This window comes from Bifidobacterium porcinum, assembly GCF_055378475.1.
This window is the reverse complement of the sequence record NZ_AP029603.1, coordinates 875,803-900,223: the sequence shown is the minus strand read 5'-3', so window position 1 is coordinate 900,223 and position 24,421 is coordinate 875,803. Positions and strand designations below refer to the sequence as shown.

At 61.0% G+C, this 24,421-nt stretch carries 33 protein-coding genes and 1 tRNA gene; 5 read left to right on the top strand and 29 right to left on the bottom strand.

Features of this window, described 5'->3' with window-relative positions; genetic code table 11:
* Positions 1-167: 167 nt before the first annotated feature.
* Positions 168-884, bottom strand: a complete 717-nt coding sequence (locus ACZ41G_RS03485; RefSeq protein WP_441482355.1) for a L,D-transpeptidase — start codon at positions 882-884, stop codon at positions 168-170.
* A gap of 1,484 nt (positions 885-2,368) precedes the next feature.
* On the opposite strand from ACZ41G_RS03485, the gene ACZ41G_RS03480 reads away from it, so the two are divergent.
* The 3 genes from ACZ41G_RS03480 (at position 2,369) to ACZ41G_RS03470 (ending at position 2,905) form a co-directional block, all read left to right on the top strand.
* Entirely contained in the window at positions 2,369-2,494 is a 126-nt protein-coding gene (locus tag ACZ41G_RS03480) for a hypothetical protein (protein WP_464146015.1), read from the top strand.
* A 67-nt stretch (positions 2,495-2,561) separates the two neighbouring features.
* Positions 2,562-2,720: a hypothetical protein gene (locus tag ACZ41G_RS03475; RefSeq protein WP_464146013.1), complete on the top strand. Its 159-nt coding sequence runs from the start codon at positions 2,562-2,564 to the stop codon at positions 2,718-2,720.
* A complete protein-coding gene (locus tag ACZ41G_RS03470) occupies positions 2,717-2,905 on the top strand; it encodes a helix-turn-helix transcriptional regulator (protein WP_464146011.1) in 189 nt (62 codons plus the stop codon). Before ACZ41G_RS03475 ends, ACZ41G_RS03470 begins: the two co-directional genes overlap by 4 nt.
* A 123-nt stretch (positions 2,906-3,028) precedes the next feature.
* Here the strand turns inward: ACZ41G_RS03470 and ACZ41G_RS03465 are convergent, their stop codons facing one another.
* The 6 genes from ACZ41G_RS03465 to ACZ41G_RS03440 all read right to left on the bottom strand — a co-directional run bounded on the left by ACZ41G_RS03465 (position 3,029) and on the right by ACZ41G_RS03440 (position 6,362).
* A complete protein-coding gene (locus ACZ41G_RS03465) occupies positions 3,029-3,253 on the bottom strand; it encodes a hypothetical protein (RefSeq protein WP_464146009.1) in 225 nt (74 codons plus the stop codon).
* 13 nt (positions 3,254-3,266) lie between these two features.
* A complete protein-coding gene (locus tag ACZ41G_RS03460; protein WP_464146007.1) occupies positions 3,267-4,052 on the bottom strand; it encodes an endolysin-like domain-containing protein in 786 nt (261 codons plus the stop codon).
* Between the two features lie 281 nt (positions 4,053-4,333).
* Positions 4,334-4,735, bottom strand: a complete 402-nt coding sequence (locus ACZ41G_RS03455; protein ID WP_464146005.1) for a hypothetical protein — start codon at positions 4,733-4,735, stop codon at positions 4,334-4,336.
* Positions 4,732-5,004 (bottom strand): hypothetical protein, encoded by a 273-nt coding sequence (locus tag ACZ41G_RS03450; protein WP_464146003.1) that lies wholly within the window; start codon positions 5,002-5,004, stop codon positions 4,732-4,734. The genes ACZ41G_RS03455 and ACZ41G_RS03450 overlap by 4 nt, the downstream gene beginning before the upstream one ends.
* A 10-nt stretch (positions 5,005-5,014) precedes the next feature.
* Positions 5,015-5,659 (bottom strand): hypothetical protein, encoded by a 645-nt coding sequence (locus ACZ41G_RS03445; protein WP_464146001.1) that lies wholly within the window; start codon positions 5,657-5,659, stop codon positions 5,015-5,017.
* A gap of 43 nt (positions 5,660-5,702) precedes the next feature.
* The gene (locus tag ACZ41G_RS03440) at positions 5,703-6,362 is read right to left on the bottom strand and encodes a hypothetical protein (protein ID WP_464145999.1); all 660 of its coding nucleotides are present in this window, start codon (positions 6,360-6,362) and stop codon (positions 5,703-5,705) included.
* 197 nt (positions 6,363-6,559) lie between these two features.
* Between ACZ41G_RS03440 and ACZ41G_RS03435 the strand changes: the two genes are divergently transcribed.
* Positions 6,560-7,432 carry a tyrosine-type recombinase/integrase gene (locus ACZ41G_RS03435; protein ID WP_412171002.1) on the top strand — a complete coding sequence of 291 codons (873 nt, stop codon included), beginning with the start codon at positions 6,560-6,562 and terminating at the stop codon, positions 7,430-7,432.
* An 82-nt stretch (positions 7,433-7,514) separates the two neighbouring features.
* Positions 7,515-7,757: a hypothetical protein gene (locus ACZ41G_RS03430; protein ID WP_464145997.1), complete on the top strand. Its 243-nt coding sequence runs from the start codon at positions 7,515-7,517 to the stop codon at positions 7,755-7,757.
* A 108-nt stretch (positions 7,758-7,865) separates the two neighbouring features.
* Here ACZ41G_RS03430 and ACZ41G_RS03425 read toward each other — a convergent pair whose 3' ends face one another.
* From ACZ41G_RS03425 to ACZ41G_RS03320, 22 genes are all read right to left on the bottom strand, one after another.
* Entirely contained in the window at positions 7,866-8,132 is a 267-nt protein-coding gene (locus ACZ41G_RS03425) for a hypothetical protein (RefSeq protein WP_464145995.1), read from the bottom strand.
* 29 nt (positions 8,133-8,161) lie between these two features.
* Entirely contained in the window at positions 8,162-8,956 is a 795-nt protein-coding gene (locus ACZ41G_RS03420) for a hypothetical protein (RefSeq protein WP_464145993.1), read from the bottom strand.
* A gap of 1 nt (position 8,957) precedes the next feature.
* Positions 8,958-9,191: a hypothetical protein gene (locus ACZ41G_RS03415; RefSeq protein WP_464145992.1), complete on the bottom strand. Its 234-nt coding sequence runs from the start codon at positions 9,189-9,191 to the stop codon at positions 8,958-8,960.
* An 11-nt stretch (positions 9,192-9,202) separates the two neighbouring features.
* Complete coding sequence (locus ACZ41G_RS03410) at positions 9,203-10,831, bottom strand: head fiber protein (protein WP_464145990.1); 1,629 nt, start codon at positions 10,829-10,831, stop codon at positions 9,203-9,205.
* Positions 10,822-11,649, bottom strand: a complete 828-nt coding sequence (locus ACZ41G_RS03405) for a hypothetical protein (RefSeq protein ID WP_464145988.1) — start codon at positions 11,647-11,649, stop codon at positions 10,822-10,824. The genes ACZ41G_RS03410 and ACZ41G_RS03405 overlap by 10 nt, the downstream gene beginning before the upstream one ends.
* Complete coding sequence (locus tag ACZ41G_RS03400) at positions 11,636-14,398, bottom strand: tape measure protein (RefSeq protein WP_464145986.1); 2,763 nt, start codon at positions 14,396-14,398, stop codon at positions 11,636-11,638. Before ACZ41G_RS03400 ends, ACZ41G_RS03405 begins: the two co-directional genes overlap by 14 nt.
* Before the next feature lie 42 nt (positions 14,399-14,440).
* Complete coding sequence (locus ACZ41G_RS03395) at positions 14,441-14,644, bottom strand: hypothetical protein (RefSeq protein ID WP_412165486.1); 204 nt, start codon at positions 14,642-14,644, stop codon at positions 14,441-14,443.
* A 146-nt stretch (positions 14,645-14,790) separates the two neighbouring features.
* Entirely contained in the window at positions 14,791-15,171 is a 381-nt protein-coding gene (locus ACZ41G_RS03390) for a hypothetical protein (protein WP_412165487.1), read from the bottom strand.
* Positions 15,172-15,258: 87 nt separating this feature from the next.
* Positions 15,259-15,858 (bottom strand): phage tail tube protein, encoded by a 600-nt coding sequence (locus ACZ41G_RS03385; RefSeq protein ID WP_464145983.1) that lies wholly within the window; start codon positions 15,856-15,858, stop codon positions 15,259-15,261.
* A 66-nt stretch (positions 15,859-15,924) separates the two neighbouring features.
* On the bottom strand, positions 15,925-16,323 hold the full coding sequence (locus tag ACZ41G_RS03380) for a hypothetical protein (RefSeq protein WP_464145981.1): 399 nt from the start codon (positions 16,321-16,323) through the stop codon (positions 15,925-15,927).
* Positions 16,320-16,556, bottom strand: coding sequence for a hypothetical protein (locus ACZ41G_RS03375; RefSeq protein WP_464145979.1), 237 nt, complete (start codon positions 16,554-16,556; stop codon positions 16,320-16,322). Before ACZ41G_RS03375 ends, ACZ41G_RS03380 begins: the two co-directional genes overlap by 4 nt.
* Before the next feature lie 2 nt (positions 16,557-16,558).
* On the bottom strand, positions 16,559-16,882 hold the full coding sequence (locus ACZ41G_RS03370) for a hypothetical protein (RefSeq protein ID WP_464145977.1): 324 nt from the start codon (positions 16,880-16,882) through the stop codon (positions 16,559-16,561).
* Entirely contained in the window at positions 16,882-17,280 is a 399-nt protein-coding gene (locus tag ACZ41G_RS03365) for a Gp19/Gp15/Gp42 family protein (protein ID WP_464145975.1), read from the bottom strand. The genes ACZ41G_RS03370 and ACZ41G_RS03365 overlap by 1 nt, the downstream gene beginning before the upstream one ends.
* A gap of 2 nt (positions 17,281-17,282) precedes the next feature.
* Complete coding sequence (locus ACZ41G_RS03360; RefSeq protein ID WP_412165493.1) at positions 17,283-17,642, bottom strand: hypothetical protein; 360 nt, start codon at positions 17,640-17,642, stop codon at positions 17,283-17,285.
* Between the two features lie 8 nt (positions 17,643-17,650).
* A complete protein-coding gene (locus tag ACZ41G_RS03355; protein WP_464145973.1) occupies positions 17,651-18,538 on the bottom strand; it encodes a phage major capsid protein in 888 nt (295 codons plus the stop codon).
* Positions 18,539-18,565: 27 nt separating this feature from the next.
* On the bottom strand, positions 18,566-19,093 hold the full coding sequence (locus tag ACZ41G_RS03350) for a capsid assembly scaffolding protein Gp46 family protein (RefSeq protein ID WP_464145971.1): 528 nt from the start codon (positions 19,091-19,093) through the stop codon (positions 18,566-18,568).
* A gap of 116 nt (positions 19,094-19,209) precedes the next feature.
* A tRNA-Tyr gene (locus ACZ41G_RS03345) sits at positions 19,210-19,292 on the bottom strand.
* A gap of 57 nt (positions 19,293-19,349) precedes the next feature.
* A complete protein-coding gene (locus ACZ41G_RS03340) occupies positions 19,350-19,667 on the bottom strand; it encodes a hypothetical protein (protein ID WP_464145969.1) in 318 nt (105 codons plus the stop codon).
* Positions 19,664-20,965 (bottom strand): VG15 protein, encoded by a 1,302-nt coding sequence (locus ACZ41G_RS03335; protein WP_464145967.1) that lies wholly within the window; start codon positions 20,963-20,965, stop codon positions 19,664-19,666. Before ACZ41G_RS03335 ends, ACZ41G_RS03340 begins: the two co-directional genes overlap by 4 nt.
* Positions 20,966-21,090: 125 nt before the next feature.
* Complete coding sequence (locus ACZ41G_RS03330; RefSeq protein ID WP_464145965.1) at positions 21,091-22,605, bottom strand: phage portal protein; 1,515 nt, start codon at positions 22,603-22,605, stop codon at positions 21,091-21,093.
* Positions 22,605-24,038 carry a terminase gene (locus ACZ41G_RS03325; protein ID WP_464145963.1) on the bottom strand — a complete coding sequence of 478 codons (1,434 nt, stop codon included), beginning with the start codon at positions 24,036-24,038 and terminating at the stop codon, positions 22,605-22,607. Before ACZ41G_RS03325 ends, ACZ41G_RS03330 begins: the two co-directional genes overlap by 1 nt.
* Positions 24,016-24,288 carry a hypothetical protein gene (locus ACZ41G_RS03320; protein WP_464145961.1) on the bottom strand — a complete coding sequence of 91 codons (273 nt, stop codon included), beginning with the start codon at positions 24,286-24,288 and terminating at the stop codon, positions 24,016-24,018. Before ACZ41G_RS03320 ends, ACZ41G_RS03325 begins: the two co-directional genes overlap by 23 nt.
* Positions 24,289-24,421 lie beyond the last annotated feature (133 nt).

Here is a 24,421-nt window from a genome sequence, read left to right as displayed (position 1 = left end):
ACCGCGACCACGCGGCCGATTCCTGATACTACGCTATCGCAACATCCCGGGACCATGCCGGCGAATCCGCGGGGCGAGAACAAATGACACCGACAATTCACCACGCGTCCATCAGACGGTGTTTATCGGGGGTGTTATCAGACGGCGCCCGTCGCCCATCAGACACATCAGCTGATATGCACGGGCGTGCCGTCAGGAACCTGATCGTAGAACCACTTCGCGTCAGACAAGGTCAGACGCACGCAACCGTGCGATGCCGGATGCCCGAGTTTCACCGCCTCACTGACCACATACGTCCCCGCATCCTGTTTGGTGGGCACGGTGTGGAACAGGAAGACATTGTTGCGGAAGGACACCCAATAGTCCGCGCCCCAGCCATCAGAGGGGTTGTAGAAATGGTCGCCCCGGCCGTTGATGGTGAAATCCCCGTGTGGAGTGCTGTCGTTGAGCCCCGTGCTGGCAATCATCGTGTAAATAGTCTTGCCGTTGGAGCACACGTGCACCCGTTGGGCGGATAAATCGACCGTGATGCTCAAGTTCTTGTATTCGGACAGTTTCGGCTGCGCCCCGCCAGATGCGGCACGCCAATCGACGGTCGTGCCCTTGTTCTGGGCATTGGTATGTGTGCCAGGGGATGCGTTAATCGCCGGTACTGCGGATTTGTTCAGTGTATGAGTACCGTCAGGGGCGGGAACATTGCGGTGTACGAGAGTAGTGGATGACCTGAATGCAGCTCGGGTTGTCGCTCGCATATCCGCACGATGCTGCTGGATGGAGAAGAACCCGAAAATCAGCGCGATACATGCCAACGCCGCGAGAAGAACCCTGGCATTGCGGCGGAGCGGATGATCGCCCTGCCCGCTTCGATGCGGGAAAACCGCCATAGTCGCCTCCGTTCGTCTGCAGTACGCACGCTGAATCACGCCCCCGTGGTGGGTTGTCACGACGGGGGATTCATTCATGCCTTTCTACAATAACGGTATCCACACCGATGACGCGCGGGTGGAGCCGTTTTCGTCGCTACAAGCCAAAGTTGACAAAGCGGGTGGGAGATTCTATGTGGCACGGGCTGGAGGCGGTCTACGTTCTTCCCCGCATGATACCCGGCTGCCGTGCAACACACCAGTCACACAACGGGGAGATACCGGCAGATAGCACCCGCAATTGTCCGGTATCCGGCTGCCGTGCAACACGAGACAGTCACACAACGGCGGAGTTGAGCGCTCGTCGGCCAACTATGAATAGTAAATACGTCGCTGCGGGGTTTAAAACAACCGGGAACGCCAAAACAAGAATGACGCCCGTCCTCCTCCGCCCTGCTCCTCACCAAAAAGGAAAGGAAACCACGGCGGGTTCTAGTGAACGTCGCAACTGTGCGGCGGCATGAACCCAGATTTCGCAGCAGGTCATGCACGAACCGCGCGTTGTGCCTGGAAATGAGGGACACAACAATTTGCCTGCAGACAGGGAACCGGCTGCAACCGTCATCGTAGTCATCACAGGTGTGGCATGGCTGTAGCAAAGCATCAGTATGTTGGCGCAGTCGAGGGTTCGCCGACCTCGGTGACCAGCTGCGATGACAATCGACGATTGCGTCAGCCGATCTTTCTGCAGCACAGTAATGAGCTGGGTCGCACTGGCCACCGTCATGCCCTGCGGCCCGCGCGCAGAACATGCTTGTCCACTAATCGAGAAGGTCATCATGGCTAACGGACGTCATCGTCAACGGACGTCACCGCCCAGCGTGGGACTTTTCTCGTTATATGCAGTTTGACGCGTAAACTCCCAGGGGCCTGATTTCGAGCACGTTGGTATTTCAACGTTTTCGTTGTCGCATCTGCACGAAACCCCGTCCTCGCCCACAAACTCCCGGGAGATAACCGCCATTGGCGCCATTCCCACCAAAAGTCCCGGGAGTTTGCCGCCATTATGACGTTTCCGTCAGAAGTCCCACGTACCGGACCTGTCGCGTCCGACTGTGCCGACGAGCGCCACTGAAAAGTCACTCTAAACGCACTCATTCGATGGCGACAACCGCCCGGAACGTGTCAAGAACGGCCTGTTTCCGTGCATTCAAAAACGGCGCGATTGCAACGTTCCGCGGTATGGAATCGCTGGAATCGCGCCGTTTTGGCGGAGTGTGGGCGGTTACTTGGACACGTTGAACTTGAATTCGACGTCCCTTTTTGAAACCCAGTGTTCGCAACGGTTCCGGCGCTGTGTGCGCGGCAAGGGCACACATCGGGCACTCTTTTGTTTTCCTTACTGAGGGTATGCGCCAGTATGGCGGGTGCGATGTACCGGCGTGTCGTTTTGCGTTATTATACATACCGCGTTATTATATATATTGAAAGGAGGTGAAAACCGAATGCATTGGTCGGAAATCATGGTGAACATCACCACCGCCATCCTCTCCATCGCCACCACCGTGAACATCATCGTCAAGATGGTCGAACACCACGGGAAGGACAAGAAGAAGAGGAAGCGGGAATAAAGGCAAGGGGCTCCGAATAGCCTAAGTATCCGGAGCCCCGGCCCCGACCATACCGCATAAGGCCAACATGGGCAAGCAATCAAAGACATGGTGCACGCTGTCGTCCGTTGCCGGCATTATCTCCCTGCTCGCCGGCATCGGCGGCAACCCGATCGCCGCGGGTCTCGCCGGACTGTCATCCGGACTGCTGGCCGCCACCGCCATCATCACCGGGCGTGACGCATGAAACGGTATCTCAGTCTGACCGAAGTGGCCCGACGGCTCGGCGTCACCAAAGGCGCCCTCGCGCGATACCGGCTGCCGGAGCCGGATGTGCTCGTCGGCAGCATCCGCGGGTGGAGCGAGCAGACTATCGACGAATGGAACGCGGCGCGCCCCGGACACGGCGGCAGGCCGCGCAAGACCACATAACGCAGAAAACGCCCCGCACTCTCGTGATAGAGAGTGCGGGGCGTTTCATTAGTGGAATGTCACGAGAAAACGGCGGTTTCCGTCAATTTATGGCAGAAACTCAGTTTTCTCGCGACGTTCGGTTCACGAGTTCATGCGGACCGGATTATAGGCGACGCCGAATCCGGCGGCGATGATGCCGGCGGCTGTCGAGATGAACCCGCCGATGTCGGGGTGTCCGAAGCACATGAATCCGAGGCCGATGACGCTGGCTATGAGCGTCATGACGTAGATCGCGGTGCGGACGGTCGCATTGAACACCGGCCGGTAATCATCGCCACTGGCCGTGGTCATAGTGTTGTCTGTCATGCTGTCTCCTGCCTTAGAATCTGCCTTGGTTGAGGCGCTCCTGCAACGCACGTGCGGTAGCGTACCCGAACCAGCAATCCGGATCCACGCCCAGCCGTATCTGCGTGCGGCGGATCGAATCCGGCCCATACAAACCGTCCGGCACGGCGCCGACCACACGCTGGACCGCGCGGATCAGCGCACTGCCTTGGCCGCCGTAGGTGACGCTCAGGAGGTTCGGACGACCGTAGGTGCGGCCGTCTGGGATGACCTGCCCGCTGACCACGCCGTCGACCGGCGTGCCCATGATCTCCTGCCAGCGGCTGATGGTCGCCCGTCCGGCCAGACCGTCCACCGCCAGCCTGCCCGGATTGTTGTTCGCGGAGGCTTGCTGGTATCGCAGATAGCAATCCCACGGATAGCTGTAGTATGCGCGGATGTTTGTTTCGCGGCCAGTCTGATCGCCAGCCCTGCCATACGCGGTGCCGCGCTCCGAGATGCTTGCCTGTGCGAGCTTGCCGCCGCCAAGGTAGACGGCCACGTGGTGCAAGTCGTTCAACAAGATGTCGCCCGGCTGCGGATTGCCATTCGCGGGCAGGCGAGTCCAGCCACGCTTGGTCAGATTGTCGCTCAGATTGCCGGTGTAGGTGGCGCTGCCGGTGTCAAAACCCGCCTCGCGCAGGCAGTGGATCACCAGGCTGGAGCAGTCGCAATTGCCTCCCGATGGGTTGAAGTTCCAGCGGTCCGCCTGCGAGTAGCCCATATTGGCCACGGCGCACCAGTAGCGCATGCGGTTGATCAAAGTGCTGACGCTCGCCATGCTCAGTCCTCCAATCCTTCCACGGCCTTGGCCGCATCCTCCTCGGACACGACCTGAATGTTCTCGGGCGGCAGACTGTCGCCCTGCGGTGTCATTTCCGGTGTCATGACGGTCTCGTCCATGACGTTTCCTCCTTCCGCCCTGTTTTTGGGCATGAAAAAAGGCCATCCGATCACGAATGGCCTTATGGTTGAAAAATGCTCAGCGCTTGTGCGCCGAATAATTGAAGATAAGAATGAGCGCAAGCAGGATGAGATACGCGCCCAACGCGACTAGTCCTCTCATTTCATGTCCTCCAAATATTTTTCGGCAGCAGCAACTATCCAGCAGTGCGCGTCCAATTTCTCAAGCTTCGCCAGCTCGTATCGGACGGCCTCACTGTGGTCGTGTGAACGGTCGCCGTAAATCAATGAGATCAACGTGTTTTTTATCGTGTCGCGGCAAAGCTCGTCCAAACGTCCGTCGAATTTCTCGGTACGTTCGCCGAGCTGTCTGGTCTTGGCGAAATGCTGGGAAAGCACGCTGTTATACGGCAAGCGCTCGGGATTGACGTGGGCATACAGCCCGGTCGCGAGCGATTCGAGCGCACCCGGCCAGATTTTGAGACAGAGCGTGATTACCGCGCACGCGCCGCCCACACCACCGAAACCGGCTAGAAAATTCTGCAGCACGCCAAACCTCATTTGACTTTGATGAAAAAGGCAAGCCGACGCGGGGAAGTATAATCTGGCGGACTGGGCAGGATATTGCCGCTCGTGTCAAAAATCGGCTTATCGACTTGCAAAACTGCAGTGCCGGCCATCATCCAATCGTCACCTAACGCCGCCGCGAAAGCGTTCAAATTGTTGGTCGAACTGTTAGGACAGGAGATCATCGTGCCGACCGGCAGACTCATCCCGCCTGCACCATCGCCTTTCGGGCCTTTCAAATTCCCGACATTGGACCATGCCATGTTCCACCCCCTAGGCGTTGAAGGCGTACACGTTGCCGGTATCGAGGTCAAGATAGAGTGAGCCGACCGGCTGGCCGGTCGATGACGGCACGCCGTGACCGTAGGTCCAGCCGAGACCGTCCTTGCCGTCCTTGCCGTCCTTGCCATTAGTGCCGGGGTCGCCCTTATCGCCCTTCGGCCCCTGGATGGTGCCGACGTCCTTCCAGCCCGCGCCGACCATATCCCACACGTACAGGTGGCCTCCGATAAGATAGGCGTCGCCTGCCTTGCCGGTCGAATGTGCGGCTTTCAACGCTTCGGGGGAATCGGCCGAGCCGAGAATGGTGACGCCGGTACCGTCCTTGCCGGGCGCTCCGTCCGCGCCTCGCTCACCCTGCGGCCCCTTAAAGCTTACGCCGCTGATGACGTTGGACACGTGGACGGTCGTCTCATTGACGATGGAAGTGACCGTGAACAAATCTCCGTTGTTGTCGGAGATCAGATCTCCGACCGTCATCGGCGCGGATGGCGAAAGAGAGCTCGTTGCCACATCACTGTTGCTTGAAATATCAATATTGGCGACGTGCAGGCTCGTGCCCGCATCTCCCTTCGCACCGTTCGTGCCCGGATCGCCCTTAGGCCCTTTAAGGTTGCCGCCTGTTGCAGTCCATGCCATACTGTTATTCCTCCTTAATGAGATTTGATATTTTTACGAAAAATCAGGCTTGACACCGGTACACGGCACCAGTCGTCAAGTCAACGTAAGTGTCACCCACAATTCCCTGAGTGGTCGCATCCGGCACGCCCATGCCACTGCGGAAACTCAGCCCACGCTCCCCTTTCGGCCCGCGCAGGCTCACACCACCATCAATGCCGAAAGTCACCTTCCCGCCATCGAAACGGCTGACGATCCACAAATGCCCTTCTGCATCCACGACCGAATCTCCAGCGGACACATGGTCAGGTGGACGCAAACCGTCCACATCCACCACATCGCCAAGCCGGATGACATGCGGATAGGTCCGGATGCTATGCGCCAAGCCACCGTGATTGTCAGACGCGCCATGCCATGCAGCCTCGGAAAGAGTCGCATAATCCAAAATCTGCGTGCTGTCCGGGACGATCACGCGACGCACATGCGTCAACCCCTTGATCCGCTCCTCGATGCGCCAGCACCAGTCCACGCCGGTCGGCTTGAGGTCAAGAGTCAGATCACCGCCATCGGACGGCAACCGCACCGCGAAAGGCACCGGCAGGAGCAGACTCTCATCCTCCTGCACGACCCGCATCGTCGGATTGCAGGATATGACGCCATCCACCGGCACGCCGGACACGTGCGATGCGTCCGGCCTGCGGAACCGGAATCGTATCCTCGTCATCGATTGTCCTTATCGTTCACCCGCTCACGCAACGGACCGATGATGGAAGCGGCCAGCACGCCGAAATTGAAATTAATCTGAGTCAACATAACCTCCTAGTCAATATTCAAAAACAGGCGGAAAAACCCACACGCGAACCATCGGCGACACGACGCCAATGCGTGCGGGTTTTCCATGAAAGGAAAGGAAACACACCAATGCTGTTCGGCATGTTCTCGGAAAACGTTTGGAAGCCGACCATCAGCCGGTTGCGTGAATGCACGCGCGTCGGCTACGAGAGCGCTTACCGCACCCATATCCGAGACCGTTGGTCGAACGTGGACATGGACGCGATCAACGTGGCGGGCATCGAATCATGGTTGGACTCCTTCGACAAGCCGGGAGCGGCACGCAAAGCATACGCGGTGTTCCGCGCGATACTGCGACTCGCGTACCGTCAGGGGGTCACGGACAATGACGTGACCAGACGCGATATCCGCCTCCCCCATCTGCGACATTACGAGCCGCAAGTGCTATCAGCGCCGGAAGTACGCAAACTGTTGAAAGGCTTCTACGGGCATCCATTGGAGGCATGGTTGCTTGTCTCCGTATGTGCCGGATTACGGCGTTGCGAGTCGGTCGGCATCGAATGGACTGATCTTGACTTACGGCGCGGCACCGTCACCGTAAAAAGGTCGGTGCAATGGGTCGCGGGCCATGAGACCGTCACCGAACCGAAGACCGATCTGAGCCGACGAACCGTCGCATTGCCACGGTTCGCGGTCAAACGATTGGCGGAACTACGCCACGGCACGAAGACCGGCCGACTGGTCGGCAGTCTGAACGCGAACCAAGTGGCGAACCACTACCGCAGTTGGTGCAAGCGCATGAAACTGCCCTGCGTGCCTCCACGCAACCTGCGCCACACGTTCGGCACGTTGGCGATCAAGGCCGGAACCGACATCAGTGTGGTCGCGCGACAGCTCGGGCATTCCGACATCCAAACCACCGCACGGTATTACCTCAAGCCTGATCTGAGCGTCCTCAAGGACATGCAGAAAGCATGGCAGAAACTCATATTGACCTGCTGAATAGCTTTCCGTAACCCTTACGGGGCCGATCACAGTCATCACGTCAATATACGGGACGGTAACAGGCGTCAGGGCCGGACGTATGATCGAGCTCTACTTCGATTGGAAATCGGCGTCCACCGACTCATGGGCAACCGGAAACTTCGGCACGCTGCCCGAAGGCTGGAGGCCACTCATGCATGCAGTGTGCCCGTGGCACGGACGAGACGGAGCCTCTCAGAGGCGAATCGTCGTGGAGCCCTCCGGTGTGATGTATTACACCAACGTGGGCGGCGCGCAGAACCCCGATAGCTTCAACGGCACCATCCACTTCATCGCATCCTAGCCGGCGGACACGGTCACCTGAACGTCATCAGGGACCGGCACGACGTAGCGCCCGGTGAAGTTTCTTGAACATGAACTTCTGCCATGAACCCATCTTGATTACGGAAAGCTACCGGCTCCACAAGCACATCCAGGAGACGTTGAGTCCCTGTCCGCTGCCGGCCCACGCATTGGTGTCCGTGCGTCGCACCCGGACGTTGATGTATGCGACATCCCATTGGAACACGATGAGGTCGTAGATGCGTCCGGGAAAGTCATCGATTTGCGGCGTGATCTCCACGAAGGCGGCGTCCGGGCGTCGGCCCGTCGGATTATCGATCTGAATCTGAATCACGCCGTCACCATTGGTGTAATTACGCGCACTGCCAAACTTCACGATGGGCATCTGGGTTACGGAAAGCTATCTCATGGTATCGGATAGCAGAGCGTGCCGAAGCAAACCCCATTGCTGCCCGCGCCTCCCATGTTCGCGCATCGGATGGTTCCGTCCGATTTGACGGCGAGTATTCTCGACGTCTGCCCGTTCGACACGCACACCATTCCATTGACCTCGATAGGCGGCCGTAGTTCGGTGGGCAGCACGTATTCGCATTGCACTGAATCCCAACTGCCATTACCGATATTGCCGGCATATCTGACGAGCATCATTATGCCGGTGTGGATGACCGTGAAGCCCTTCGCGTTGTACAGGGTTACGGAATCCCACAGCTTCGACATGGGAGGCAGCTGTTTGATGAGCATGACCGGCGTGCCGGGCGTGATCCCGCTGATCGGGATGCGGGCGATCGGGATCCACGCCGTGCCGGAGGCCGAGTGGATGCTGCCCGATGGGACGGTCGGGTCGGCGGCCGTTCCGGTGTTTGGCGTGCCTTTGAGCACGGCGATGGCAGCGGTCTCGATGTTCTGACCATTCCGTGTGTATTTGAGGCAGACGAGGTCGTTGCGGTTCTGGCCGCTCACGCCGCTTTCGATGGTCGCGGTCTCGGCCTCGGTGACTCGCGCGTATCGTCCTTCGACCACGAGGTTGAGGACGGGGATCAGCGCGTGATTCGCATCCTGCATGGTCACCGTAGGGAAAGTGCCGTCGCTGCCCTGCAGCAGGTAGCTGCCGTTGCCGATGATTCCGGCCTGCATGGCGCCCATGTCGCCGCTGGTGATGTGCGGTGTGCCGCCCTTGCCTGTGATGAGCGTGGTGGTCATGTCAGTCCTTTCCCTCGGTAAGCCATGCCGTGTAGGCCGCGTCCTGCGTGGCGGCGAGTTTCTTGAATTCCTGCTGGCATGAGGTGCATACCAGCGCCTCCTGCGTCACTCCGTCCGCGGTGGTGTGTTTGATCTGGTGCCAGTCGCTCGACGTGCGCGGATCTCCGTCGGTGAGGTATGCGCTGTCGTGGCAGCGGTCGCACGCGTATTTGGTGATGTTCGTGGTTTTTGCCATTGGTGATCCTTTCAGGCGAGTCTTTGCCAGACGTGTCCGCCGATGATGGTGTGGATTTCCTTCCATGTGCCGCCATGGCCGTTGGGGTCTCCGGCGACGCACCAGTAGAGCGAGCCGATGGGGTGAGCGGCGAGGAAGGATGCCGCTGTCGCGCTGGATTGTGCGGTGATGGTGCCGTCCGGGCCGATGGTGATGGTCGTGCCATCGGGTTTGACGCCGCCGAGGGTGGCGGTGGATGCCACTGGCAGCGTGTACTTGTTCGCGCCGGACTGGATGCCGTCGAGCTTCTTCTTGTCTTCGGCGGCCATGAGCCCGTCCGCCGATGATGTGGCCTGTGCGACAGTGATGGCGGCCGTCTCGTCGGTGCGGGTCACTGTGACTGGAGCCGATGCAGTGATGTCCAAGATTCGCGCCTGCGCCGCGGCCAACGCGTTCTGCGCCGTGGTGGTGGCCGTGTCGGCTTTTACGCCGGCCTGTTTGGCGAGGTCTCTGGCGCCTCCGATTTCGGCCGCGGCGTCGGATGCGGCCTTGTTGGCTTCGGTGGCGGTTTTGCGGACCGTTTCGAGGTCGGCGGCGGTCACATCGGCGCTGAACGTCCAGTTGGAGAGGGTGAGGCCGCTGCCGGCGTAGTAGGCGTGGCCGTCTCCGGAGTTTGATCCACCACCGCCGGTCTCGCCGGTCGATTCCGTGGATGCGGTGGTCGCCTCGTAGGTTACGGTCGGGATGCCGTCTTCGATTTTGATGATTTTTTTGGTGATTTCGGCGGTGACCTTGATGCCGGTGGTGTTGTCGCGGCCGGTCACGGTGTCGCCCACGTCGAGGTCGATGCCGTCGGATTCCACGTCCACGTCGATGCTGCCTGTATCTCGCAGCTCCTGGAGCTTTGTCTTGCCTTTGGTCTCGAGTTCGGCGGCGTCGGCGTTGCTGAGCTCGTAGACGCTTGTGCGCTCGTCCGCGCCTTTGATGGTCTGCGTGTGGCTGAGCGTGCCTTTCTGGTCGGCGTACCAGTGGACGACGATCCTGTCTTTAAGGTCGCCCTTGCCGAGGCAGATCAGGTGGTTGATCGGATGCGAGGCGAGGGTCGCGTCGAAGTCGATGAGGTCGGAGTCGATGAGGTCGCCGGCGGCCGTGATCGGCGGCGCGTCGACTGTCACGCCGTTCTGCGCTGCGGTGATGCGCAGCCGCAGTCCTGATGCGCGCAGCATCTTGGACAGGCCGCTCCACGCGTCGCAGTACCGGTCGAACTGCCAGCGTGCGGTTTTGGACGTGCCTTCCGTGACGGTGATGATGTCCTGCAGTCCGATACGGGAGATGACGGTGCGCAGGAGCGTGCCGATCGTGCCGCTCATGGTCAGGTAGTCCTTGCCCTTGTCGGGTTCGAGGATCTTCGAGGCGAGCAGGCCGTGCCAGTCGCGACCGTGGTAGGTGAGCTCGCCTTCGCCGCCGGTGACGCTGGTCTTCACGTCGTCGACGATGCCGCCCCAGCCTGTCCCGTCGACCCACCACCGGCATCCGGGCTGCAGACGTGCCGGGCATCGGAGGTCGAAGTCGTTCTCCCCCGACCCGTATGCCAGGTCGAGCGTCCACGAGGCGACCGCGGCGGACGGCGTGCCGTTCGTGTCGGTGACGATCAGGTCCATGGCGGTTCGCTCCTCTCCTCGATTGCCGTCAGGTCGAATTTGAATCCGCCGGCCCAGCTGATCGTGCTTGTGCCTGGCGGCAGCGGTTCGAAGACGTAGGTTCCGGATCCTCGCCCGGCGCCTCGCACGGCTTTGCCGAAGAGGTTGGTGCGTAGGCCGGTGTCCGAGATCATCGTGACGGTTCTGCTATCGGAGGCCGCGTCAATCTCGAGGCGGTTTCCGGCCGGTATGGTCGCGTCTACCTCGTACCGGTTGGGGCCGATGATGATGTACGGGTTGACGCACGGGCCGAAGATCGTGAGCTTCACCGGCTGCGGCATGCCGGTCGTGTTGGTCACGGTGTCGAGGATGCTCATGCCGGCGTAGTCGTGCGGGTAGTCGTGCGGGTAGTCGAGGTCGCCGGCGGCCTTGTCGGTCCGCGGGTCGTGGTGTTTGGTGGTCCCGCGTCGCCACACGCCGTCTGCAAGCACGATGGTCAGCTGCGTCTCGACCATCGTGGGCGTGATGGTCTGCGGCTCGCTTTTCGGGATCCACGCCCTGGTCTCCCATTCGCCGTCGGCCACGAGGGTGCCTGGCGTGCCGGCGGCCATGTCGGCGTCGGCGAGGCGGCGCAGCAGGTCGAGCGTGGCCGGCGAATCATGGATCCTCACCGTGACGTTCGTTTCGCGTGTCTTGCGGGTGACGCCGGTCAGGCCGCGTGCGCCGATGCTGTAGTCCCAGACGCGGCCGCGCAGTCCGGCGAGCGTTTCGCCGTACAGAGGCCCTTCGAAGCCGATTCGCTCACCTGTGGCGGCGCACGCGTATTCAAGCGATTGCACTTCTCACCTTCCTTGCGAAGTCGCGGTCCCCTATCGTCGGCGTGTACCTGGCGATGATCGATCCGAGGTCGTCGTGCAGCGATTCGACGGCCGCGATGAGTTCCCGCAGATCGCTGTCACCGGCATTGGCGCCGGCGCCGGCCGTGACGTTCAGCCTGCCGGTCTTCGACCAGTCCGCGCCGTCGAGGCTCATCGAGGAGACGAGCGAATCCATGGAACGGCTGACCACGGCGTCCGAATCGTCGATGCCCAATGCCATGCCACGTCCGACCATCACGCCGACCTCGTCGCGGAACACGCGTGACGGGGAATGGATGCCCAAAGCGTTCTTGGCCTTGTCTACCAAGCCGGACAAGGCTTTGGTGATGCTGGAATACAACGAGCCGACCATGCTCTTGATGCCGTTGATCAATCCCTGGATGATGTTGCGGCCAGCATCCACCAGCCAGCTTCCCGCGCCGGACACCGCGCTCCGGACGGTTCCGCCGATCCCGCTCACGACGCTCCCGACACGGCCAACCATGTTGCTTACGGTGCCGACGATGCCGCCCCAGACGCTCGACACGATGCTTCCGACGCCATTCCACAATGCGGTCCACACGCTCCGGATTGTCGAGCATGCGGCGGATACCACTCCGCTGACCATGCCGACTCCCGCGGAAACGACGCCTTGGATGCCGCTCCATACTGCCGACGCGATGCCCTGGATGGCCGACCACGCTGCGCTCCAGTTCCCGTTGACGACCGCGAGCGCCAGTTGGATGATGCCTTGGATGACGGCGAGTGCGGTGCTGATGATTGTGGTGACGATGGTCCATGCGCCTTGGACGACGGTGGATATGGTGTTCCAGAGTCCGTTCCAGACCGTGCTGATGATTGTGACGGCGGTTTGGAAGATGGTTTGGATGATCTGCATTCCGGCTTGCAGGAGTGGCGTGATGATGGTGATGAATGTTTGGATGCCGTTGGTGATTGCGGTGAGTGCCGTGGTGACGTATGGGCCGATTGTGTTCCAGACGTTTTGGATGATGGTGGTGATGAGTGTCCATCCGGTTTGCCAGATTTGTTGGATTTGGCTCATGGTCTGGGTGATGAATGTTCCGATGGCTTGCAGTGCGGGTTGGCATGCGGTGCTGATCTGGTTCCAGATTCCCATGAACCATGTGGCGAAGTTGTTCCAGAGTTGTTTGCCTGTTTCGGTTTGGGTGAAGAACCATGTCAGCGCGGCCACGACCGCGCCGATGGCTACGACAAGCATGCCGATCGGATTCGCATCCACGGCAGCGCTGAATGCCAGCTGCACGGCGGTGGCGGCCTTGGTCACCGCGCTCCACGCCGATTGAGCTGCCTTGACAATATTGAACGAGCCGGCGAGTTGCTTCAGTCCTCCAGCCGCGCTTCCCGCGTCGGAGATCTTGCCAATCAGGTCGAAAGCGGCCGTAGCGGTCTTCTCTACACCGGAGGCAGTCGCGGAAATGGCCTTCAGTCCACCGGAAACTGTTTTCAGTCCGGCGGATACCGCGCTGATGCCTTTGCTGGCGAGGATGAGCGCGGTGATTCCCTTGGCCAGCGGAATGATGGCGTCGGCATGCGCCGACACGTAGTCGAGAAGACCTGACACGGCGTGCAGGAGTGTTTTGAATCCGTCCGCGGCCGCCGGCAATTGTCCTTTCGCCTGATCGTAGAGTTCGGAGAGCGGTTCGGAGATGACGTTCCAGACGGCTCCGGCAGCTCCCGACAGGGATGAGCCGAGTTCCTTCAGATCATCCTTGAGGGAAGCGAGATAGGAGGCGAACTGTTGGACGGTCTGGCTTTTGCCGAGCTTGTCGAAGAAGGCGGTGACCGTGGGGATGGCCTGTTCCAGTCCTTTCTGCAATCCCGCGCCGACCTTCTCCAAAGTCGGGGACACCGCCGCGGTGAACGCGTCGATGAGCGGAATGGCCTGGTTGAACAGTCCGCGCAGTCCGTTGAGGACGGGCGTGGCTGCGGTCTCGCCGAGTCGGCTCAACGCGGCCTTCACGTTCGCCAGCGCGCCGGTGAACGTGGTGCCGGCGCTCTGTGCGGCACCGCCCAATCCTTCCTGCATGGCGTCGGCGAAGGTCTGGAAGTCGATCTTGCCGTCCGAGACCATGTCGGACACTTCGGCGCTGGTCTTGTTCAGGTGCTTGCCGAGCATCTGGAGGACCGGGATGCCGCTCGACATGAGCTGGAGCATGTCGTCGCCCTGGAGTTTTCCTCGGGCGGCTACCGACCCGAAGATCGTGCCGATGTCGGTCAGACCCCTGCCGCTGATCTGCGCGGTGTCGGCGACGGTCTTGAGAACCTTGGTGAGCTGTCCGCCCTCCTTGACGCCAGAGGCCGACAGGCTGGCCGCCACGGTCGCGGCGTCGCCCAGTCCGAACGCGGTGCCCTTGACGGATGCGAGCGCGTCGTTCATGATTTCGGTGACGCTTGCGCTGTCGTGTCCAAGGCCTTTGAGCTTGGCCTGGGCGTTCTCGATGTTGAGCGCGCGGGTGAAGCCGCCTTTGGCCGCGAGGGCTGCGATGCCTCCGGTGATGGTGGTGATCGCGCCGATGCCGATCTTGCCGACTTTGCCGAACGCGCCGCCGATTTTCGAGATGAGCGATCCGCTGCTTTTGACGGATGCCCTGTCGACGGCGTCTCCGATGTCGCCTTCAATGCTTTTGCCGAATCCTTTGCCGGATGGTTCGACGTGGACGTATGCGACGCCGATGTCCTGTGCTGCCATCGTGTTCCTTGCCGTGTGTCGTGATTCCGATGGCGGTCGGGATCATAGGTCGTCGTTGATGTGGAAGTAGGCTTTGAGCCGTTCCCTGTCCTCGCGCTGCCGACGGGTGATGTTGTGCGTCGGTGTCGGCTGGCGGAGGGGATCGTGCCAGTGGTCGAGCCATGGTCGTTTCTTTTGCTCAGGAGCGGTCAGCCATGCGGCCTGTTCGGCTCCGTCGGGCACGTAGACGGCGTTCTGCAACGCCATCCACGAGTGGCTCGTGTGGTCTTTGAGGATCTCGCGGGTCAATGCCCATGCGAGTCCCCAGTCGGTTCGCGGGCGGGCTCCCGCGATCCATCCCCGGAAGCGTACGGGCCTGTAGATCTGCCCGTACGCTCGAATCCAGTCGTAGGCTAACGCCGCGCGGCTGTGGTTCCAGAGGTGGGCGAGGTAAACGCTTTTGGGTCCAGTCCGGATTCGTCGGCCCACGCCTTCACTGTGGCGATGAGGTAGGCGATCGGACGTTCCGTCTTGCGTAGCACGTTCCAGAAGTTCGGCTTCATCGCCTGGAAGTACGCGAGGAACGCGGCCATGCACGCGCTGGTCTCCTCGTCGGAGAGCGCCGGCCTGCTCTTGACCAGGAGGATGGCCTGCACGAGCTCGATTGGCAGTTCCGCGTTGTTGAGGTTCGGCAGGTCGAGTTTCACTCCGGCGACCTCGAGGTGCACGTCGGGCTTGAGCTCCTCTGCGTCGGTAAGGTCCACGTCCACAACATGGTAGGTGTTGTCGCTCATTCCGTCTCCGTTTCATGGTTATCGGCGGTTATGGGTAATGGTCCCGTGCGGTCGACCGCCATCGGCCGCACGGGAAGAATCAATGGGTCACTTGGCGTCTTCGGTGACGAGGCCCCACGCGTGGAACTGTTCGCCGTTAGTGCCCTTGAGCATCTTGAACGTCATGCTGAAGCTCATCAGCTCGCTGGACTTCAGGCTCACGTCGTCACGGTCGGATACCTTCGCGTTGGTGCCGTACAGGAGGAAGGGACGGTCCTGCTGGTCGAGCGCGACCAATACGAGAATCCATTCCTTCTTCAGGCCGGCTCCCTTGATGCTGATACCGCCGTCGGATTCCACGTCCACGTCGAAGTAGGCGGACACCACGTCCTTGCGTCCCTCCATCGCGGCGAGCTGCAGTGTCCAGTAGCCAGGATCCGTGTCGGACAGGACGATGTCGCCGTTGTGCGCCTTGTAGTCGGTGCTGTCGCCCGGCTCCGGATGCAGGACGGCGCCGTCCTCGGTGGAATAGCCGATCGGTTTCTTGTTGGACGGCGGCGCCCACTTCACACCGGTCGGCGCCGTGAACGTGCTGTCGCCCTTGGGGAACAGGAACAGCGCGTAGTTCTTGATCAGGCGCACGTTGCCGGCGGTATTGCCGTTGGACACGTACCCATAGTCGGTCGTTTCTTTGTTGTTGTCAGTCATTCGTCTCGACCTTTCCGTTCTGCGTGTGGCGGCACGTCTTTGCTTGTCTTTTCTTGTGTTTTCAGTTCAGGCGACGGATACCTCGAGCAGAAGCACGCCGTACGCGCACACCAGTCTCTTGTCCTCGTCTGTCATGCGTACCGGTCCGGATTCCAGCGAAGCATCGATGAGCGGCGCCGTATGGCCGAGCCTGATGATCTCCCTTGCGATTGCCGCCCACACGCGGGCTGCCTTGTCCCAGTCGCCCGTATGATCCTCTTTCATGCAGCGCACGCCCAACCGCAGTCGCACGTATTGGGAGATGGGAGTGCTCATGCCTTGCATGGAGTCGGCCAATGTGGCTTCGGTGAAAGGCGGTTCGAGGTCGGATCGTTCGATGGTGTCGAACGTCATGTCCGGGAACAGCTCCCGCAGCCTGGGCAGGAGCAGAGGCTCCGTGCGCCGCGGGGTGACGGGAATGCTCATACGCGCATCCTTCCGAGCGTGTCCTCCAACGTGCCGTGCGCCTTCTCCACGGGTGCGGGACAGAGGATGGCCACGCCATTGCGGTTCGCGCCATTATGGTCGCGCACCATGCACCGACTGTCGTTGACGGCCTCGTTGGCGGCGTCGCGCATGCGGACCCGCAGGGTTTCGTTCTTCAATACCTGCTGGCTGAACGCCTTGCGGTTGAACACGAATCTGCATCGTTTGGCCATGCTTATCCTTTCCGCTCGCCCACGGTAACCACGTCGCCGATGTGGCGCCCGTGGAGGTTGTCCCACACCTGTGGAACGCCTTTGACGGGCAGGAGTAGGCCTCTGACTTTGATCAGGTCAGAGGCCTGGATGCCGGATGGCTGGCTGCCGCGGATGTGGATCGTGTATTCGATGGTCTGTGGGCTGGCGTTTTCCTCGGTCTGGTCGGTGGTGGATACCGGTGCGACCATCGCTTGGAATGTGCCGATTCGGACTGGTTTTCCTTGGATGGGGTTGCCATCCGTGTCGGTCGTGGGTTGGCCGCGCCACACTTCGATGGATTCCATTAGGACACCTCACCTGTGGCCATGTCGACGCTGAACGCGTGTTGGGCGTTTATGCCGAGGATGCGTTTCTCGTCGTCGCGCAGCCACAGGTCGCCGGTTGGCGCTCCGAAACTGTATTGTTCGCTGAAACTACCGGTGGTCTGGTTCATCTGGGTGACGCCGCCGGGGATGCCGTACGGGTCGGCCTGCATGATCCTGCGGACGATGTCGCATGTGATCTTCACCAGGAGGCGTGGCCGTTCTTCTTGGAGACGCTGCCAGTTCGGGGAGCGTTCCTTGATGTAGTCGGTCACGTCCATGAGATGCGTGTCGGCCTTCTCGCGTTCCTCGTCGGTGAGCTTGCGCCACCTCCGTTCGAGATCGTCGGAGGTGGCGAACACGTCGGGTTCGGCTGTCATGGTCACTTCTTGTCGGGCAGTTTGATGACTCCGCTGGAGGACAGTCCGCTGACCAGCTGGTTGAACTGCTTCGCAAGCGCATTGTACGAGGCGACGAGCGAGTCGTACTCCGCCTTCGTCGGAGCGGCCGCCGCGGCGACCGCGATGTTCTCGTTCGCATTGCCGATCGTTTCTTCGAACACCTGCAGCTTCACGCCGCCCAAAGCGTCGGCCGTGGCGGCTGGAAGAGTGTAGGAGGAACCGCCGCCGGTGAATGCGGATCCGTCCGGATTGACCAGGCTGACCAGCGCGTCCAATGGTCCGATCTTGTGATTCTTCTTGGCTGCCGCCTGCACTACGAGCGTCTGTACCGGAAAACTCATGGCTTGCCTCATTCCGTCGCTGTCTTGAGGACCGCGAACGCGTGCGGGTCGATGACCGCGAACGCGTACATCGCCTCGGTGCGGTATGCGATCTGGTTGTGCGCCTTCAGGTCGACGCCGGTCTGGTCAGGGTCGCCGTAGGCGATGATCTCGCTGGTCAGGTCGCGGACCATGCCCCATTTGATCAGGGAGAAGTCTCCCATGAACGCGAGCACCTTCGTCGGGGTCTTGGCCAGTCGCCCATTGACGGTGCCGCTGGTGGCGGCGGTGATGCCGTCCAGGCTTCCGGCCTGCAGGTTCAGCGGGATCTCCGGATAGAAGCGCATGCCTGTGGATGGTACGCGCAGCTTGCGTAGGCGTGACGCCCATGTCTTGGACAGGGCCACGCCGTTGATGTCGTAGGAGTCGTTCAGTGCGTCGGCCAGGGCGTCCACGTTGCCGATCTCGTCTTCGGTGGCGGTCACCTGCACCGCGGATGTACTCAGCGGCTCGAATCCGGAAAGGTCGGTGCCGGTCTTCGGGTTGATCGCATGGTAGATCACGTAGTCGAGTGCGCGGCCTAGCGCGGCAGCCTGGTCTGCCTGGATGCTGCGGATGATCTGCAGCTGGTTGTCCTCGTCGGCCCACTGGAGTTCGCTGGTGACTCGGGTGGTGGTCTGCACTTTGAAGCGTTTCGCCACGACGGAATCCACGGTCTGCTCGTAGCTGCTCTTGACGGCGCCTTCGGCCACGACCTCGGCCTCGCTCTTGCCGTTGAACACGAGGTAGTCGGCGTCGGAGAAGATCTGCGGCGTGCTGGGGCTCAGCGACGCGATGGTGCTGGTGTCCTTGGCCTTGTTCACGATTTCGGTGGCCACGCTCACGGGGAGCTTGATCTGGTCTGTTTTCATCGCCATGATGGCTTGTCCTTTCGGTCGTTTGGGTTATCTGCCGAGGAGCTGGTGGATGTACGAGAGCTCTTCGGCGTCCTTGCTGTTGTTCTGATGTGACGGAGAGCCCGTCTGGTTCCTCACCTGCGGGGGTTTGGATGACGGGTTCAGCGCCTTGTGCAGGAGTTCCGCATGCGCTTCGAGCTCGTCCTTGGTGCTTCCGCGGAGCAGTTCGGCCGGGACGTCCTTGTCTTTGGCGACTTCGGACACCCATTCGGCGTGCTGCTTCTCGGCCGCGGCATCGTCGATCTGCTTGCGCAGGGCGGCGTTCGATTCCTTGAGCTTGTCGAGCTCGCTCTTCCCAGCGTTCTCCATCTCGTCGAGTCTCATGGCCTTGGATTTGAGCTCGTCGTAGTCCTTGTACTTGCCGCGCTCCTTGGCCAGTCTTCTCTCGACGATCTGGTCGACCTGCTCCTGGGTGAACGATTTCGGTTCGGACTCGTTGCCTTCGCCGGAACCGCCGTCGCCGGAACCGCCGTCGATGAGACGGATACGGGCCGGGAATCGGGATCTGTTGAACATGTCGTGCTCCTTCTTGCTGTTTCCCGTGGATTCGAGTTCGACCGCGCCACGGTGCGCTGTATGGTCCTCCCATGCGATACGGCGCATGGTCGCCGCCAGTCGGAAGACTGACCGAGCGATGGATGCAGGATTCGCACCTGCGCGGCTGTGAAGCGCCCGATCTACGGTCGGGTCCGTTCGTCTGCTCCGGCAATCCACCTTGATTTCAGGCATAAGAAAAGCCACCCATGTGGGTGGCTTGAACCGATTGGAGGAATCATGCCTCCTGCTTGACGCGTTCCTTTTCACGCTCCCGCAGATATTCACGGAAACGTTCATATTCCTCATCGCACGTCGGGTCTTCGTCGTGGACCTGACCGAACAGGACGATCATGTCCTGCGGCGGTTCGAGGTTGAAGTCCTCAATGGCGTCCACGGCCGTCGCCACCGAAAGCCCCGGTCCGTCGCCATCGAGCATCTGCTGGGCGAGATCGGCATCATAATCCTTGCCTTGCTCGCGCAGAAACGCGATCATCATGTCTGCAAGCCGTACATGACGTGCATATTCAGGACTTCCGGACACGAACACGGTCATTCACCTCCAATGACAGGCATGATTGACGTTACGCGCGGTTTTGATTTTCCGGCTTTCGAAAAACTGACACGAACCACGACGCCATCTATTGTACCTTTAACTGATCCTCTACGATGCCCGTCGGCAAGCAATTTCTCGATATGCTCCATGTTCCCCGGCGTGCGTAGGACTTGTATCCCGGCATCCTTGATCTCTTCAGGACCCCATGACTCAGGGAACTCATATGATTGCTCTCGCTGCCATCCGTATCCGTGTAGATGCGCGCCGCCTTTGTCTAGACCATACAGGATGTGGTTCCATTCCTTGGCGCGCATGATAGGGAGGTCATCAGGCCACTGCGGAGCTTCGGCTGGGTCTTTCGGCGGAATCAAATCCGTAGGAGGGTGCGATGCCGTGTGCGCCTTCATGGCCTGCGAGCGCGCCGCCCTCCATATGCCGTAGCGGAGGCTGTTGTCCTTGGTGAATTTATCGGAATCCTTGAATACGCCATCCGTGAGCTTGTCCGGGTAAAGGCGGCGCATCTCGGCGCAGATCTCATTGGCTGACGTGCCGGCCGCCTTGTTCTTGGCGGCCTCGTACATGCTCATGTAGTACCGCTGGTCGTAATGATTGAGTTTAGCCGCTCCCCAACTGGGGATGATACGGCAATCATCATGCTTGTGGAACGGCTTGAACTTCCCGGCTGTGTCCTCGTTCCAGTAGGCGAACCCTCGGCTGGCGCACATGACGCAGAACGCGCACGTGTACGGGCCTGTGGGCACTCGCGCGTACTTGGGTTGGGTCGGATCGGTGAGCGCCGTGCGCTGCATGGTCAGTCGTGCCGCGACACGCACGATCTCCGAGGCGTAGTGGTATGCCTTCGTCTCGTCGGATCCGAACGTCGGCCAGAGGTCGTCGATGGTCTTTCCGGCTTTTGATTGACCGTTCTTCACCTGCTTGTACGTGAGTCCGTTGAAGTCGGTGTCCGCGTATCCTCCTTCGATCTGCCATACGACGCGGTCGGATTCGAGGAGAGGAGGATTGTAGTAGGGCATGTCGTAACCGGAGTATTGCGACCATGTGTCACGCACATGTTGGTAATAGTCGTTCGAGAGCTGGCTTGCGGCGTCGGAGTATTTCTTCATCATCTCCTTCACGTCCTCGGGCGAATCCCCGTCCCAGACCATGCCGCTTACGTCGTTTCCGGCCTGCTTCTGCAGTCGGTCGAGCGCGTCGACGTAGTCTTCGTACAGGTCATTGAGGTCGAGTTCAAGTTTCTTGCGCTGATGCGGCGTCAGGTTCAGACTGTCGAAGTACATCAGCATCTCCTTCCGGCTGCCTGAGACTGACCGGAGTCATCCCCGTGAATTCGATGTTCTTTAATCCAAGCAGTGAAGCCGCAGATTGTGGCGTCACTCCAGCACGGATCGCGACGCCCAACGCGTCAAACCTGTCCTTCAGCCCCACCCGAGACCGGTTTCGTTGAGGCACTGGGCTGGGAAGCATCTTCGTTTTGCGTCTGCGATGCCTGCTGGCGGGAACCTCGAATCTGGTCGATTATCTTCGAGGCGGCCGCCTTGCGCTGGTCGGCGCGCAGACGCGTGATCTCCTCACGGCTCAGGCCAAGCCGCTCCAATCCCACGTCGGAGTCTGCGTAGCCGGTTATCTTGTCCGCGATCTTCGTGAACGCGTCGGCGCGCGCCGCGTCGGAGATCTCCTTCGTGGGGGCCCATACCGGGTGTACGTCGCGCATGGAGTCGGGTATCGAGTTCGTGCCTTCGCGCAGTGCCACGGCGATGCCCATGGCACGTTTGAGTTCGCGTCCGAAGGCCACGTTCTGCTTGTCGGCGATGCGGGTCAGGCGCCGTTCCGCTGATGCCATCGCCTCGGCGCTGGTCGGATTGTCCAACGTGATGCCCAGGTAGTCGACCGGCACGCGCGTCTGCGAGGCGACGAGCATGGCCATGGTCTTGAGCATGTCCGAATGGGGTGCCATGGACGCCTGCTGCACCTGCTGCAGTTGGGGAAGGTTGCCGTCCTCGTCGGCGCTGATGGCGTTGATCGCCTGGATGAGGCTCTTCCACGTGTTGCTGCTGAACGCGTCCTTGTTCGCTCCGATGAACCAGAGTTTGGGAACGGAGTAGAATTCGGCCGATGCCTCCATGCGGACCATGGTGCGGAATCCGGCGTCCACGAGGCTCATGAGCGAGCGGCTGATGCGGCTGTGGCCGAACGGGCGGTCCATCTGCCTGTCGTAGGCGAGCGCGACGACCGTCGGCTGGTCGAAGTTCGTTTCGATTTTCTCCGCGCGCCATGGCAGTGGTCGCCCTGAGCATTCGTAGACCTTGCCGGGGAGCCATACGTTGAACGAGCAGATCCGTCCGTACTCGTCGTCCTCGGTGATGGTCAGCGCGGCGGCCAGGCGGTGGTTGCGCCTGTCCCAGATTCCCGCGGACCAGTCGGCGGAACGGGGGATCATGCTGATTCGTTCCGGATCCTCCGGGTCTGCGGCGATGGTCAGGAAGCTGCATGAGTGCTTGTATGAGGATACGATCAGTTCGGATGCGGTGACGTCCAGCTGGTTGTCCTCGAACAGGTCGTTGATGCCCATCGTGTCGTCGCCGGAGATGCTGAATCCTTCCAGGTCGCTCAGGTCGCTCAACGATCGGACGGCGAGTTCGGGCCATCCGATCATCGCCTCGACCTTGTTCTTGATCTGGTCGGGGATGGAGATGCCGAAGTCCTTGAACCGTTCCTTGCAGTCGTAGTAGGCGCCGCGGATCAGGTTGCGCGGGTATTTCTCGCGCCAGACGCGCAGCAGTTCGTGGATGATGGGCATGTCCTCGTCGTCGACGCCGAGGATGGTGCCGACGTTGCCGCTCGCTGTGTCGAGGTAGCTGCTGCCGGTGAATTTCGGCGCTGTGCTGATTGTGGTGCCGTCGGCCATGTAGAACACCATCAGACCATCACCTCCTGTCGTCTTCCTGGGTGCCGCTTCGTGGTGAACGCGCCGTACAGGGCGAGTGTGGTGGATACGAGCGGCGTTATGTCGATATCCGAGCCGAGCTTGTTCCAGGCGATCGCGCCGGACTGCCCCAATGGGCGCGTGGTCGCGCCTTTGACGGCGGCGGCCAGCTGCGGCTGGTATTCGTCTCGCGGATGCTTGAGCGTTCCGGCCTTGAGCATGTCGAGGAACCGTCCGCATGCGCGGCCCATCTCCTGCATGTTCGTGACCGTGACCTTCACGTGCGCGGCCTTCAGGTCGGGCAGCAGGCTCATTGCCGGGGACTGCGCGTCGATGACCACGCTGGCGGTCTTCGGCCAGCGTTCGGCGAGCCAGTCCACGGCCCACATGGTTCCCGCCTGCCGCGCGTCCTTGATGTTCGCCATCTGGATGACGGCCGACCCGTCCTCGTACCGCAATGCGGCGCCGATGGTCAGCACGCTCCTGTCCGGCGGCATGTCGATGCCGAAGCTCACCGTGCCGCCTTCGGGCACGTCGTCGACGGATGCGGCCTTCCACTGGCCGGGGTCGATGGCGTATGCGGTGACGGTCTCGTCCCAGATGCCGAGCGCCTCGCGGCGGAACGAATCCTCGGACAGGTTGTTGCGCATTCGCAGGATCGCCTGCTCGCTGGTGCGTCGAGGATAGGACGGGTTCGCTTTCGCCCACTGTTCGCGGTCGTCGGGGTCCGCGTCCTTGTCGGCGGCGAGCTCCACGTACAGCAGGCTCCCGTCGCCGTTCATGGCGTGCATGCGTTTCTCGGTGAACGCCTCGCACTGGTCGCCGGGCTTGGGCGGATTGCCCATGTATACGACCAATGGGTTAGGGCTCGTGTTCAGTACGGGGATCATGTTGTCCATCGCGCGGACGGTGAGGATCTGCGCTTCGTCGAACACTGCGACGTCCACGCTGTGCAGGCCTCGGCCGAAACCGTTCTCTCGGGCTCCGAACATGATGCGGCTGCCGGACGTGAACGTGATCTCCTGCTGGCCGTTCGCCCTGCGGATGCGTTCCACGTACCTGCCGAGCACCGGATTATGCTCCATCTCGCACATGTCCGCGAACGTCTCGTCGCTGGTGCGCGTGTGGTGCGCGGTCCAGATGGCCTTCAGGTTCGGCGTGAGTATCGCCTTGAGGAACAAAGCCGTGCCCACGGTGAACGTCTTGCCGATCTGCCTGCAGCTGGACAATACTGCCCCGTCGGAGCCGCAAGCGTACTTACCCTCCGCGTTCCGTGCGAACAGGAGCCAAAGGAAGCCCTTCTGCCACAGGTCGAACCGGATGCCGGCCTTGCGCGCGGCCTTGTCGATCCGAGTGAACTCGCTGCCGACGATTCCCTCGGGCTGGCGAAGGACCTTGGCGATTTCAGACAATCGACGCTCCGACATCCTCCGTCACCTCGTCTTCCTCGTCTTCGAACAGGTCGGTCAGGCCGCCGCCCTGCAGTGATTCGATCCTGTCGCACACAGCGATGAGCTGTCGGCTGATCGCCGGCAGCGCGTTCGCCGGAGTGGACTTGTCGTCCATGGCCTGCTGCAGCCGGTCGCGGTTTGCGCGCAGCATGTCCAGCATGCTGCCATCCATCATCCGTTCGAAGCTCCGCTGGTCGAGGTCGGATTCCGGCTTCCTTTTCGGCACCGCCGGCTTCCGCGGCTTCTTGGCACGAGGCTCTACCACACCGGATTCGTCTTGCTGTTTCCTGCGCCGGTACTTCGCTTTGTTCCTGCATGATTCGGAACAGTACCGCTGTCGTCGACCGTGGCCGGAAGGT